Annotated in this window: 15 protein-coding genes, 1 tRNA gene and 1 pseudogene; 14 read left to right on the top strand and 3 right to left on the bottom strand. The window is 67.5% G+C overall.

The window, feature by feature from the left end; all coding sequences use genetic code 11:
• Window positions 1–44: 44 nt before the first annotated feature.
• From ROP_RS03175 to ROP_RS03135, 10 genes and pseudogenes are all read left to right on the top strand, one after another.
• A complete protein-coding gene (locus ROP_RS03175; protein WP_012687914.1) occupies window positions 45–1,814 on the top strand; it encodes a CTP synthase in 1,770 nt (589 codons plus the stop codon).
• Window positions 1,815–1,827: 13 nt separating this feature from the next.
• A complete protein-coding gene (locus ROP_RS03170; RefSeq protein ID WP_012687913.1) occupies window positions 1,828–2,496 on the top strand; it encodes an NUDIX domain-containing protein in 669 nt (222 codons plus the stop codon).
• A 20-nt stretch (window positions 2,497–2,516) separates the two neighbouring features.
• A pseudogene (locus tag ROP_RS43995) lies at window positions 2,517–2,651 on the top strand (hypothetical protein); the annotation flags it as partial.
• Between the two features lie 4 nt (window positions 2,652–2,655).
• Entirely contained in the window at window positions 2,656–3,660 is a 1,005-nt protein-coding gene (locus tag ROP_RS03165; protein ID WP_012687912.1) for a ParA family protein, read from the top strand.
• Entirely contained in the window at window positions 3,661–4,521 is an 861-nt protein-coding gene (locus ROP_RS03160; protein ID WP_012687911.1) for a segregation and condensation protein A, read from the top strand.
• On the top strand, window positions 4,518–5,210 hold the full coding sequence (gene scpB / locus ROP_RS03155; RefSeq protein WP_012687910.1) for an SMC-Scp complex subunit ScpB: 693 nt from the start codon (window positions 4,518–4,520) through the stop codon (window positions 5,208–5,210). Before ROP_RS03160 ends, scpB begins: the two co-directional genes overlap by 4 nt.
• Window positions 5,211–5,226: 16 nt before the next feature.
• On the top strand, window positions 5,227–6,279 hold the full coding sequence (locus ROP_RS03150; protein WP_012687909.1) for a pseudouridine synthase: 1,053 nt from the start codon (window positions 5,227–5,229) through the stop codon (window positions 6,277–6,279).
• Window positions 6,276–6,965, top strand: coding sequence for a (d)CMP kinase (gene cmk, locus ROP_RS03145; RefSeq protein ID WP_012687908.1), 690 nt, complete (start codon window positions 6,276–6,278; stop codon window positions 6,963–6,965). Before ROP_RS03150 ends, cmk begins: the two co-directional genes overlap by 4 nt.
• Entirely contained in the window at window positions 6,962–8,389 is a 1,428-nt protein-coding gene (gene der / locus ROP_RS03140) for a ribosome biogenesis GTPase Der (protein ID WP_012687907.1), read from the top strand. Before cmk ends, der begins: the two co-directional genes overlap by 4 nt.
• 86 nt (window positions 8,390–8,475) lie before the next feature.
• Window positions 8,476–8,552, top strand: a tRNA-Pro gene (locus ROP_RS03135).
• A gap of 88 nt (window positions 8,553–8,640) precedes the next feature.
• Here the strand turns inward: ROP_RS03135 and ROP_RS03130 are convergent.
• Window positions 8,641–9,402: a L,D-transpeptidase gene (locus ROP_RS03130; RefSeq protein ID WP_012687906.1), complete on the bottom strand. Its 762-nt coding sequence runs from the start codon at window positions 9,400–9,402 to the stop codon at window positions 8,641–8,643.
• 112 nt (window positions 9,403–9,514) lie between these two features.
• Between ROP_RS03130 and ROP_RS45195 the strand changes: the two genes are divergently transcribed.
• Together ROP_RS45195 and ROP_RS45190 are read left to right on the top strand one after the other, a co-directional pair.
• A complete protein-coding gene (locus ROP_RS45195) occupies window positions 9,515–9,706 on the top strand; it encodes a hypothetical protein (protein ID WP_419789292.1) in 192 nt (63 codons plus the stop codon).
• Between the two features lie 37 nt (window positions 9,707–9,743).
• Window positions 9,744–10,016 carry a hypothetical protein gene (locus ROP_RS45190; protein ID WP_419789291.1) on the top strand — a complete coding sequence of 91 codons (273 nt, stop codon included), beginning with the start codon at window positions 9,744–9,746 and terminating at the stop codon, window positions 10,014–10,016.
• 14 nt (window positions 10,017–10,030) lie between these two features.
• On the opposite strand, the gene ROP_RS03120 is transcribed toward ROP_RS45190, so the two are convergent.
• Complete coding sequence (locus tag ROP_RS03120; protein WP_012687904.1) at window positions 10,031–10,360, bottom strand: hypothetical protein; 330 nt, start codon at window positions 10,358–10,360, stop codon at window positions 10,031–10,033.
• Between ROP_RS03120 and ROP_RS03115 the strand changes: the two genes are divergently transcribed.
• The gene (locus ROP_RS03115; RefSeq protein WP_012687903.1) at window positions 10,359–10,799 is read left to right on the top strand and encodes an SRPBCC family protein; all 441 of its coding nucleotides are present in this window, start codon (window positions 10,359–10,361) and stop codon (window positions 10,797–10,799) included. The genes ROP_RS03120 and ROP_RS03115 overlap by 2 nt on opposite strands.
• 6 nt (window positions 10,800–10,805) lie before the next feature.
• Here the strand turns inward: ROP_RS03115 and ROP_RS03110 are convergent, their stop codons facing one another.
• Complete coding sequence (locus ROP_RS03110; protein WP_012687902.1) at window positions 10,806–11,441, bottom strand: TetR/AcrR family transcriptional regulator; 636 nt, start codon at window positions 11,439–11,441, stop codon at window positions 10,806–10,808.
• A gap of 210 nt (window positions 11,442–11,651) precedes the next feature.
• On the opposite strand from ROP_RS03110, the gene ROP_RS03105 reads away from it, so the two are divergent.
• Complete coding sequence (locus ROP_RS03105; RefSeq protein ID WP_043824141.1) at window positions 11,652–12,455, top strand: SDR family NAD(P)-dependent oxidoreductase; 804 nt, start codon at window positions 11,652–11,654, stop codon at window positions 12,453–12,455.
• The last annotated feature ends 39 nt before the right edge of the window (window positions 12,456–12,494 follow it).

Here is a 12,494-nt window from a genome sequence, read left to right as displayed (position 1 = left end):
TGCTCGAACAGACCAAGCCCTGCACAGTCGTCACGGGAGCCCCTTTGCCACAGTCACGCACTCATTCGCGTACCGCCACCAAGCACATCTTCGTGAGCGGCGGCGTCGCCTCCTCACTCGGCAAGGGCCTCACAGCCTCGAGCCTCGGGCAGTTGCTGACCGCGCGGGGAATGCGCGTGACCATGCAGAAACTGGATCCGTACCTCAATGTCGATCCGGGCACGATGAACCCCTTCCAGCACGGTGAGGTCTTCGTCACCGAGGACGGCGCCGAGACCGACCTCGACGTCGGCCACTACGAGCGCTTCCTCGACCGCGACTTGTCCGGTCAGGCGAATGTGACCACCGGCCAGGTGTATTCGACGGTCATCGCCAAGGAGCGGCGCGGCGAATACCTCGGCGACACCGTGCAGGTCATTCCGCACATCACGGACGAGATCAAGAGCCGCATCCTCGCGATGAGCGGGCCGGATCTGCAGGGACACCGCCCCGACGTCGTCATCACGGAGATCGGCGGCACCGTCGGCGACATCGAGTCGCAGCCGTTCCTCGAGGCCGCCCGTCAGGTCCGTCACGACGTCGGCCGGGACAACGTCTTCTTCCTCCACGTCTCCCTGGTCCCGTACCTGGCGCCGTCGGGGGAGCTCAAGACCAAGCCCACCCAGCATTCGGTTGCCGCGCTGCGGAACATCGGCATCCAGCCCGACGCGCTGATCCTGCGCTGCGACCGGGAGGTTCCGCCGGCGCTGAAGAACAAGATCGCGCTCATGTGCGACGTCGACGTCGACGGTTGCATCTCGACCCCCGACGCGCCGTCGATCTACGACATCCCGAAGGTGCTGCACAGCGAGGGCCTCGACGCATATGTCGTTCGTCAGCTGGGCCTGCCGTTCCGCGACGTGGACTGGACCGTGTGGGGAAACCTGCTCGAGCGCGTCCACCAGCCGCGCGAGACCGTGCGGATCGCCCTGGTCGGAAAATACGTCGACCTGCCGGACGCGTACCTGTCCGTCACCGAGGCGCTGCGTGCGGGCGGGTTCGCGAACCGCTCGAAGGTGGAGATCTCGTGGGTGCCGTCCGACGCGTGTGAGACCGAGGCGGGTGCGCAGGCCGCGCTCGGCGACGTCGACGGCGTGCTGATCCCCGGTGGCTTCGGAATCCGCGGCATCGAGGGCAAGCTCGGTGCGATCCGGTACGCCCGCCACCGGAAGACGCCCCTGCTGGGACTGTGCCTGGGTCTGCAGTGCGTCGTGATCGAAGCCGCGCGCAGCGTGGGTCTGGACGACGCCAACTCCGCCGAGTTCGAGCCCGAGACCACGCACCCCGTGATCTCCACGATGGCCGATCAGGAAGACGTCATCGCCGGCGAGGCCGACCTGGGCGGCACGATGCGTCTCGGCGCGTACCCGGCCGTCCTGGCGAAGGGATCCGTCGTCGCCCGGGCGTACGGCAGCGAAGAGGTGTCCGAACGGCACCGTCACCGCTACGAGGTCAACAACGCATACCGGGACCGGATTGCCAAGAGCGGACTCCGGTTCAGCGGCACCTCGCCCGACGGTCACCTCGTCGAGTTCGTCGAGTACCCGGCCGACCAGCATCCGTTCTTCGTCGCGACGCAGGCCCACCCCGAGCTGAAGAGCCGTCCGACGCGTCCGCATCCGCTGTTCGCGGCGTTCGTCGACGCGGCGCTGAGGCACAAGCTCGAGGAGCGCCTTCCCGTCGACGTGCACGGTGAGGAGCGCGCGGCCGCCGACGACGAGATCGCCGAGTCCGCCGACCGCGACGAGGTCGCGTCGGTCGACAGCGCGGGATAGGGCGAGACGGACCATGCCCGACATCGGCCGGCACGAATTCGAGACTCTCGACTCGCGCGCCGTCTACAGCGGCGCGATCCTCGCGTTGCGGGTGGATCACGTCGCGATGCCGGACGGCCGGACCGCCGAACGTGAGGTCGTCGAGCACCACGGCGCCGTCGCCGTCGTGGTGCTCGACGACGAGGACCGTATCGTCCTGATCCACCAGTACCGGCACCCGGTGGGGCGCCGGTTGTGGGAGATCCCGGCGGGTCTGCTGGACGAACCGGGTGAGGACCCCGCCGACGCCGCGCGACGCGAACTGGCGGAAGAGACCGGCCTCGCGGCTCGGCGCTGGTCCGTCCTCGTGGATGTCGTTCTGTCACCGGGGTTCACGGACGAGTCGGTGCGCGTGTTCCTCGCCGAGGATCTGTACGAGGTGGACCGGCCCGACCCCGAGGACGAGGAAGCCGACCTCGAGATCGAGCGGATTCCGTTCGACGAGGTGGTGTCGATGGTGCTGAACGGGACCATCGTCAACGCCACGGCCGCGTCCGGAGTGATGGCCCTCGCCGCCGCGCGGTCCCGGCCGGGCGGTCTCGGCGAACTCCGCGACGTGAGCGCTCCCTGGGTCGATCGCCCCGAGCGGTTCAGCGAGCGGAAACGCGCACGGGCCGCCGGGGACGAAGCCGCGCGGGCATGACACGGTGATCGCCCGCCAGGACGACCACCCAGATATATCCGCTGGTGACAGTGGGTGCGCTGCCCGAGGTGTGGGCGGGAGCGCACCCCCGGGCGCGGCAGCGAAAAGCGTGTCGACGGGAAAATTCACGGTACGAGGCGGTAGCGTTCGTATAACGATGTGGGATCGACAGCGATCATCGAGAGAACAGGGGATCATCGGACCGTGGTGACACCGCAGCCGCCAGCGGCGGAGTCAGAGCACTCGCAACCGGAGGGCGACATGTTCGACGTGCGGCAAACCGAAACCGCAGCCTTGCTCGACGACGCTGCCGTGGTCGTGGAGGAGGAGCTCGGCCCCACCGGACGGCCGACGCGTGAGGTGCCGGAACCCGCCCCGTTGCCCTCGCACGGCCCGGCCAAGATCGTCGCGATGTGCAACCAGAAGGGTGGCGTCGGAAAGACGACGTCGACGATCAACCTGGGTGCGTCCCTGGCCGAATACGGCCGACGGGTCCTGCTCGTCGACCTCGATCCCCAGGGGGCGCTGTCCGCGGGCCTCGGCGTCGCGCACAACGACCTCGAACTGACCGTTCACAATCTGCTCGTCGAACCGCGCGTGTCGATCGACGACGTACTGATGCGGACACGCGTCGAGGGGCTCGACCTTCTGCCGAGCAACATCGACCTGTCGGCGGCGGAGATCCAGCTCGTCACCGAGGTGGGGCGCGAGCAGACGCTCGGGCGCGTGCTGCATCCCGTGCTCGACCGCTACGACTACGTCCTCATCGATTGCCAGCCGTCCCTCGGTCTGCTCACGGTCAACGCGCTGGCCTGCGCGGACTCGGTCATCATCCCGATGGAGTGCGAGTACTTCAGCTTGCGCGGCCTGGCGCTGCTCAACGACACGGTCGAGAAGGTCCACGACCGGCTCAACCCGCGGCTCGAACTCGCCGGCATCGTCGTCACGATGTTCGACGCGCGGACTCTGCACGCGCGCGAGGTGATGGCCCGCGTGGTGGAGGTGTTCGGGGATCTCGTCTACGACACCGTCATCAACCGGACGGTGCGATTCCCCGAGACGTCCGTCGCCGGGGAACCGATCACCACCTGGGCGCCCAAGTCGACCGGCGCCGAGGCGTACCGTGCGCTGGCACGCGAGGTCATTCACCGGTCCGGCCGGTAAGTGGTGGATACGCAGGACATTCCGGCACCACCGCAGACCGAGGGTTCGCACGGCGAGGATCCGCAGGCGCCCGCGGGTAAGCCCGGCTTCCGGGTGACGCTGCGGAACTTCGAGGGACCGTTCGATCTGCTCCTCACCCTGATCAACCAGCGACAGCTGGACGTGACGGAAGTCGCGCTGCACCAGGTGACGGACGACTTCATCGCCTACATGCGCACGCTCGGTGCGGAGATGGGACTCGACCAGACCACCGAATTCCTCGTCGTCGCCGCGACACTGCTCGACCTGAAGGCGGCGCGTCTGCTCCCCGCGGGACAGGTGGAGGACGCCGAGGACCTCGCGCTCCTCGAGGCGCGCGACCTGCTGTTCGCCCGGCTGCTGCAGTACCGCGCGTACAAGCAGGTGGCGCAACTGTTCGGTGAGCTCGAGGCGGCCGCGCTGCGCCGGTACCCGCGGTCGGCGGCGCTGGAGGACCAGTTCACCCGGTTGCTGCCGGAAGTGTTGCTCGGCGTCGACCCGCAGCGGTTCGCGGAGATCGCCGCGACCGTGTTCACACCCCGCCCGAAACCCACGGTGGGACTCGACCACCTGCACGACATGCACGCCGTGTCGGTCCCCGAACAGGCGGCGCGGATGCTGGAACTACTCCGCGAGCGAGGCGCCGGGGAGTGGGCGAGCTTCGGCGACCTCGTCTCCGAGTGCGAGATCACCGTGGAGATCGTGGCAAGATTCCTCGCGCTGCTCGAGCTGTACCGCGAGCAGTCGGTGTTGTTCGAACAGCCCGAGCCGCTCGGGGAACTGCTGGTGAGCTGGACCGGGGAAGACACACACGCCCCGGTGACCGAGGAGGATTACGGATGAGTTCGGCCCCGTTCGACGAGCCGGACGATCAGGGTGCCGTCGACACGGAACCCGAGCTGTCGGACACCGAACTCGCGGCTGTTCTCGAGTCGTTGCTGCTGATCGTCGACTCTCCGGCCGGTGCGGAGCAGCTCGCGTCCGCGACCGGCGCTTCTGTGAATCGCATCACGGAGACGCTGAATCGCATGTCCGCCGAGCTCACCGCCCGCGGAAGCGGGATGGACCTCCGATATGCCGGTGACGGTTGGCGTCTCTACACCCGCACCGCGTACGCGCCCTACGTGGAACGGCTCCTGCTCGACGGTGCCCGCTCCAAACTGACGAGGGCGGCTTTGGAAACTCTGGCCGTGGTGGCATACCGTCAACCGTTGACCCGCGCACGGATCAGTGCGGTGCGCGGCGTCAACGTGGATGGTGTGGTGCGCACACTTCTCGCTCGCGGGTTGATCGCCGAAGCCGGCGTCGATCCCGATACCAACGCCACGCAGTATTCGACGACGGAACTCTTTCTGGAACGGCTCGGCTTGGCGTCTCTGGCCGATCTTCCCGCCTTGGCTCCGTTGTTGCCGGATGTGGACCTGATAGATGACATCAGTGACAGTCTGGAATCTGACCCACGATTTGCGAGAATGAATAAAGCTACGGCTTCCACAGAAGAGTTGGACACCGGGCTGGACACCGAAGACTGACAGGGATAGTACAAAAGTGAAGAAACCCGCTCGCCGAGATGGCACACCGGATCGCAACAACAAGAAGCAGCGCCCCACCAGGTCCGAGACCGGAGGGCGCACCAGGTCGGAGACCGGAGGGCGTCCGGACAGGGCCGAAGCCGCTCATCGATCAGGCCGGCCCGACGCAACGAAGGGCAAGCCCGGCAGGCCCGACCCTGCCGCGAAGAACAAGCGCGGCAAGCCCAAGTCGGCCAAGCCGCAGCGCGCGCAGGCCCAGGCCCCCAAGATCAGCAACGCCAAGCCCGCCCGGCACCAGTACGCGGACGCCGATCGGCCCGCCGGCCCGCCGCAGGGCGACGGTATGCGCCTGCAGAAGGTTCTCGCTCAGGCCGGCGTCGCGTCGCGTCGTGCGGCCGAGGAACTGATCTCGCAGGGTCGTGTCGAGGTCGACGGCCGCATCGTCATCGAACAGGGTCTGCGCATCGACCCCGAGAACGCGGTCGTCCGCGTCGACGGTGTCCGCGTCGTCGTCCAGAAGGACCTCGTTCACCTCGCACTCAACAAGCCCCGCGGCTGGCAGTCGACGATGTCGGACGACCTGGGTCGCCCTTGCGTCGGTGACATCGTCTCCGAACGGGTCGCCGCTGGTCAGCGGTTGTTCCACGTCGGTCGGCTCGACGCCGACACCGAGGGACTACTGCTGCTCACCAACGACGGTGACCTGGCGCATCGGCTGATGCACCCGTCGTTCGAGGTGTCGAAGACGTACCTGGCGACCGTGTCGGGTGCCCTCGAGCGCGGCGTCGGCAAGAAGCTGAAGGAAGGTGTTGAACTCGACGACGGACCGGCGAAGGTCGACACGTTCACGCTCCTCGACATCAACGAGGGCAAGTCGCTCGTCCGGGTCACACTGCACGAAGGCCGCAAGCACATCGTGCGTCGCCTGTTCGACGCCGTGGGACACCCCGTCATCCGGCTCGTCCGGACGGACATCGGCGCGGTCGCGCTCGGCGACCAGCGGCCCGGCACGCTGCGCGTTCTGGGTCGAGGCGAGGTCGGCGGACTCTACGGGGCGGTGGGCCTGTGAGTACCTCGTCGTTGATCGTCGCGATGGACGGCCCGTCCGGAACCGGGAAGTCGAGCGTCTCGCGGATGCTGGCGCGGCGGCTCGGCGCCCGCTACCTCGACACCGGAGCCATGTACCGGATCGCGACGCTGCATGTGCTGCGGAAGGGTGTGGATCTCGCCGACCCCGACGCGATCGCCGACGCGACCGTCGGTTTGCCCTGGTCGATCGGAACCGACCCGGCGGGCGAGCAGGTTCTGCTCGACGGCGAGGACGTGGGGGAGGAGATCCGCGGCGACGCGGTGACCAAGGCCGTCTCCGCCGTCTCCGCCGTTCCCGCGGTGCGTGAACTGCTCGTCGCGGCGCAGCGTCGCCTTGCTTGCGAGGCCGGACGGATCGTCGTCGAGGGCCGGGACATCGGCACCGTCGTGCTTCCCGATGCCGATGTGAAGATCTACCTGACCGCCTCGGCAGAAGCCCGGGCGCAGCGCAGAAATGCGCAGAATCTCGCGGAAGGACGAGGCGACGACTTCGCGGCCGTGCTGGCCGATGTGCAGCGTCGTGACCACCTCGACTCCACGCGCGCCGTGTCGCCGCTGCGGCCGGCCGACGATTCCGTGCTGGTCGACACCAGCGAACTCGGAATCGACGACGTGATCGGCAGGTTGCTGCTGGTGGTAAGCGAAAGAAGTGGAGTAGGGCAGTGACCGAACAATTCACCACCGAGTTCGCAGGCGACGGCACCTGGAGTGAGGAATCCGACTGGGAGGTCCTCGACCTCGAAGACGGCGGCGACGGGGAAGCCCACGTCCCGGTTCCGACCCTCGCCGTGGTCGGGCGCCCGAACGTCGGTAAGTCGACGCTCGTGAACCGGATCATCGGCCGCCGTGAGGCCGTCGTCGAGGACATTCCGGGTGTGACCCGGGACCGGGTCTCGTACGAGGCGAACTGGAGCGGACGCCGCTTCATGGTGCAGGACACCGGCGGCTGGGAACCCGACGCCAAGGGCCTGCAGCAGTCCGTGGCCCGGCAGGCCGAGCTGGCGATGCAGACCGCGGACGCGATCCTCCTCGTGGTCGACGCCGTCGTCGGCGCCACCGCGACCGACGAGGCCGTGGCCAAGGTGCTGCGCCGGTCCAAGACGCCGGTTCTGCTGGTGGCCAACAAGGTGGACGACGGCCGCACCGAATCCGAGGTGGCCGCACTGTGGTCGCTGGGGCTCGGTCAGCCGCACTCGGTGAGCGCGACGCACGGTCGCGGTACGGGTGATCTCCTCGACGAGGTGCTCGCCGCCCTGCCGGAGACCCCGCGGGAAGGCATCCCCGGCGGCGGACCGCGGCGTGTGGCTCTGGTCGGGAAGCCGAACGTCGGGAAGTCGAGCCTGCTGAACAAGCTGTCGGGCGACGAGCGTTCGGTGGTCCACAACGTCGCGGGCACCACAGTCGATCCGGTCGACTCGATCGTGGAACTCGGTGGCAGACCGTGGCGTTTCGTCGACACCGCCGGTCTGCGCAAGCGGGTCAGCCACGCCAGCGGTGCCGAGTTCTACGCGTCGCTGCGGACGAAGAGCGCCATCGAGGCGGCCGAGGTCGCGATTCTGCTGATCGACGCGTCCGAGCCGATCTCCGAGCAGGACCTGCGTGTGCTGAGCATGGTCGCCGACGCCGGCCGGGCCCTTGTCATCGCGTTCAACAAGTGGGATCTCGTGGACGAGGACCGGCGGCTTCAGCTCGACCGTGAAGTCGATCGGGATCTGGTGCGGGTGCCGTGGGCGCAGCGCGTGAACATCTCGGCGCAGACGGGACGCGCGGTGCAGAAGCTGGTGCCCGCACTCGACACGGCGCTGGAATCGTGGGACAAGCGCATTCCGACGGGCCGGCTCAACACGTGGCTCAAGGAAGTCGTCGCCGCGACGCCGCCGCCGATGCGCGGTGGCAGGTTGCCGCGCGTGATGTTCGCCACGCAGGCCGGAACGCGTCCCCCGACGTTCGTGCTGTTCACGACCGGGTTCCTCGAGGCGGGGTACCGCCGGTTCCTGGAGCGGCGTCTGCGTGAGGAGTTCAATTTCGACGGCAGTCCCGTCCGCATCTCGGTGCGGGTGCGCGAAAAGCGTGAGCGACGGAGTCGTTGATCCGACAGAATGGGCTCTGACCAGGCGATTAGCGTTACGGACTGCCACTGATGTAATCTCATCGAGCACCTGAACGAGGGTGTGGACGGGCTGTGGCGCAGCTTGGTAGCGCACTTGACTGGGGGTCAAGTGGTCGCAGGTTCAAATCCTGTCAGCCCGACCAATGATCGGCGAAGGCGGTTTCCCGGAAACGGGAAGCCGCCTTTTCTGTGTCTCCGGCACCCGTGCGTTCTGTGTCTCGAGCCCGGGGCTCACGACGTGACGATGACGGGGTCGCCGATCTTGGCGTTGTCGTAGAACCACCGCGCGTTCTCGGTGCTGAGGTTGATGCAGCCGTGGCTGACGTTCTCGAAGCCCTGTGAACCCACCGACCACGGTGCGGCGTGCACGAAGATCCCGCCCCACGTGATGCGGGTGGCGTATTCGACGTAGAGGCGGTAGCCCTCCTCGTCGTCGATCGGGACACCGTACGTCGACGAGTCCATGATCATGTCGCGGAACTGCTCGATGACGGGGAAGGTCCCGAGTGGTGTCTCGTATCCGGGTTTGCCCATCGACGCGGGCATCGTCTGCACGATCTGGTCGTTGATGCTCACGGTGAACTGGTGCGTCGTCGTGTTCGCGACTGCGACGAGTGCGTCACCGACCTGGAACTGCGATCTCGCGCCCGCCGCCTCGACGGTCACTGCGGTGTTCGCCGGCCAGAAGCGGTCCGGGTTCCATTGCAGGGTGCGGTCGTCGATCCAGGAGAACTGCCCGGGTACGGGCGTCGACGGGGTGATCCGGACACCACGCTCGGCGAGCGCGCGATCGGGAACCGGGGACGTGAACCGGACGACGACCGGATGGGCGATGCCGACGACCTGACCGCTCGCGGGGGTGAGGGCCGGCGCGAGGATCTTCCCGGTGACGGCCGGGGGCGCCGCCGACGCGGCGACGCTCACTCCGCACACGGCAAGTGCCGCGAGTACCGAGACGAGGAACAGACGTCCGACGTGCTGAGCTTTCGACATGCCGTCCAGCCCTTCAGAGACTGTGAGCGTCATTTCAGTTAACCACGGCGATATCCGACAGCGGAACCGGGGAAACTGGATGCATTAGCACCTGCGGGCGGTGGCCTACCGGATGCTCGGATCGCTCAGCGAGGCCGAGGATGCGGTGCAGGAATCCTGGCTGCGATCGATCCCCGGTTGCCGGCCGCCCGCTGGCCGGCCGCGCACGCCGTCGACTGCAGGGAGCGCCCGCTCCCGACGACACCGACCCGGTCCGGCAGAGTGCGGTCGTCGACGCGTTTCTGGCAGCCGCGAGGGGCGGTGACTTCGACGCACTTCTGTCGCTGCTCGATCCGGATGTGGTGCTCCGGGCCGATACCGGAGAAATCCCGGCCGGTGCGTCCCCGGTGGTGCGCGGCGCGGAGACCGTCGCGGGCCGGGTTCTCGGGTTTGCGCGGTTGGCTCGGTTCGCGAATCCGGCCCTCGTCAACGGGACTGCCGGAGTGGTCGCGATCTCCGACGGACAACTGCTGTCCGTCCTGGGCGTCACGGTCCGGCAGGGGATGATCGTGGAAATCGATATCCTCGCCGACCGGGACCGCCTCGCCGGGCTCGTCGTCGAGAACCTCGACTGACGAGCCCGCCGTGGTCATTTCGTTCGCGCCGTGCAGTCTCCGCGGGTGTTGCCGGTGCGCAGCGCGATCAGTGCTGCGGCGACGAGGAAGATGCTGCTCGCCAGTAACACTCGCTGAAAACCGGAGGTGAGTGCCTCGGCCACAGGGGAATTCGTTGCCATCACGTACCGGGACCGCGAGGTCGCGACGGCGGCGATCAGCACGAACGCTCCGACGGTCTCGCCGATGGTGCGGGCGGCGGCGTCACTTCTATGACCGACGGCCCGGCGGCGATGTGACCGCGCACCGGCCTCGGCGCGAGTACTGTCGGAACCCGGCAGGTCACGGAAACGGGAGGCTGGCATGGCTGGACGGTTCGAAGGCACTGTGGTGATCGATCGCCCCATCGAGGAAGTGTTCGAGTACCTCGCCGCCGGGGTCAACGACCGGGAGTTCAGTCCGCGGGTCCAGGAGATCGTGAAGAAGACCGACGGGCCGCCCGGAGTCGGCACCGTCTTCGTCAGCACCGTCAAGGATGCGGGAATGACCACGAAGCGGGAGTTCGAGATCACCGAATTCGAGGCGCCGCGGAGGATTCGCTGGGCGGAGCGATCGACGAACACCGTGACCGCGAAAGAGGGCGGCTACGATCTCGAACCGTCGGGCGCGGGCACCAAGGTGACGATCTTCAACGTGCTGGAGGGGCACGGAATCGGAAGACTGATCGCGCCCCTCGCACTGCGGGCGGCACGCAAGGACGCACCCGCGTTCGCCCAGCGGATCAAGGTCGCCGCGGAGAAGTGACCCGCCCTACCGTGCCGGAATGACGAGCGCCAGTACCTGATCGACGTTGTCGGCGAGGGCGTCCGCCGCCGAGTCGTCGCCCGACAGATACCCGGCGAGACTCTGCTGGAACAGCCCGTCGAACACGGCGTACATGGTGGGCGGGGCGATCGTGATCGTGCGTCCTGCCAGTTCCGCGTATCGGGAAACGATGCGCCAGATCATGTTTTCGAGACTCTTGTCGATCGCGGCGACGTCTGCGCGGAACGACTCCTCGAACAGCGACTGCGAGCGGAGGTCGTACCAGAGGCGATGCATCGAGGCCTCGCCGCGCAGCGAATCCACGAGTACCCGGCCGAATCCCGCCTTCAACTCGTCGGACGTCTGCGCCGTGGCGACCACGCCGTCGTAGCGCGTGACGCAGCGCGCCTTGTAATGGCGGACGCAGTGCGTGATCAGATCGACCTTGTCGCTGAAGTAGTAGTGCAGAACGCCGTGGGAGAACTCGGAGTTCTGAGCGATCTCCCGAAGGCTGGTGCGGGCGTAGCCGAGTTCCGAGAGGGTCTGCAACGCGGCCTCGGCGAGTTGATCCCGGCGCTCGGCGAATTTGTCGACCTGGCGGCGCGAAACCCGGTCGGCGTTCTTCTCGGCGACGGGTGTCACGGCATTCTTCCTGTTCGGCTCGCGGAGTTCAGCACGGTGTGCATCAGTCTAGCCCGCGCTCCTTGACGACTGTGCAACAAAATCTTGACAGTCGTCAAGGGAAATCTTGACAGTCGTCCAAAGTTGAATACGCTGTGATTCACACCACAATGCGAACAGTGTCTCGCGACGTGGTTTCCGCGAATCGTCTCGGTGCGAAGGCAGGTCGGAATGAGCGTGCGTGATCTTGCAGGACGAAAAGCGCTGGTCACCGGCGGTGCGAAGGGGCTGGGGGCGGGAATGGCCGCTGCCCTCGCCGACGCCGGTGCGGCGGTGGTGATCGGCGACGTTCTCGAGGAGGAGGGACGCGCAACGGCCGACTCCCTCGGGAAGTCCGGCGTCGACACCGGATTCGTGACCCTCGATGTCACCGACGACGGCAACTGGGAGCGCGCCGTCGCCGCCACCGTGGAGCAACTCGGCGGACTCGACCTCCTGATCAACAACGCCGGCATCGAGATCTCGTCACTCGTGGTCGACATCGACCCCGCCGACGTCCGCCGGATGTGCGACGTGAACATCCTCGGTGTCGCGCTCGGCCTGAAGCACGGTCTGCGTGCGATGCGTCCCGGCGGCGCCGCGGGTGCGGGAGGGTCGATCGTCAATGTCTCGTCGGTGGCCGCGACCATTCCGTTCCCCGGCATCGCCGGCTATTCCGCCACCAAGTCGGCGGTCGACCGGCTGACCCGGGTCGCGGCTCAGGAGGCGGGAAAACTGGGGTACGGCGTCCGCGTGAACTGCGTGTACCCCGGGCTGGTCGCCACGGAGATGGGACTCGGGCTGGCCGCGGACATGGAGAGGCTCGGTCTGTGGCCCAGTGCCGACGCCGCGGTCGCCGACGTGATCGGCCTGACCCCGCTCGGGCGGCTCGGTGAGGTCGCGGACATCGCCGACACCGTCGTCTTCCTGGCCTCCGACGCCGCCCGCTTCGTCACCGGAATCGGCCTGCCGGTCGACGGTGGCATGGGCATGTAGCCGAACTCCCCGGACACCTCTCACATTTCGAAAGGCACG

The organism is Rhodococcus opacus B4 (genome assembly GCF_000010805.1).
In the GTDB taxonomy this organism is placed as follows: domain Bacteria; phylum Actinomycetota; class Actinomycetes; order Mycobacteriales; family Mycobacteriaceae; genus Rhodococcus_F; species Rhodococcus_F opacus_C.
The sequence above is the reverse complement of the archived record's forward strand: the minus strand, read 5'-3'. Positions and strand labels throughout refer to the sequence as shown.

Coding starts and splice junctions, on each gene's coding strand:
- ROP_RS03170 (WP_012687913.1), top strand. CDS start 1,828: ATGCCCGACATCGGCCGGCACGAATTCGAGACTCTCGACTCGCGCGCC.
- scpB (WP_012687910.1), top strand. CDS start 4,518: ATGAGTTCGGCCCCGTTCGACGAGCCGGACGATCAGGGTGCCGTCGAC.
- ROP_RS03130 (WP_012687906.1), bottom strand. CDS start 9,402: ATGTCGAAAGCTCAGCACGTCGGACGTCTGTTCCTCGTCTCGGTACTC.
- ROP_RS45195 (WP_419789292.1), top strand. CDS start 9,515: ATGCTCGGATCGCTCAGCGAGGCCGAGGATGCGGTGCAGGAATCCTGG.
- ROP_RS03115 (WP_012687903.1), top strand. CDS start 10,359: ATGGCTGGACGGTTCGAAGGCACTGTGGTGATCGATCGCCCCATCGAG.
- ROP_RS03120 (WP_012687904.1), bottom strand. CDS start 10,360: ATGCCAGCCTCCCGTTTCCGTGACCTGCCGGGTTCCGACAGTACTCGC.
- ROP_RS03105 (WP_043824141.1), top strand. CDS start 11,652: ATGAGCGTGCGTGATCTTGCAGGACGAAAAGCGCTGGTCACCGGCGGT.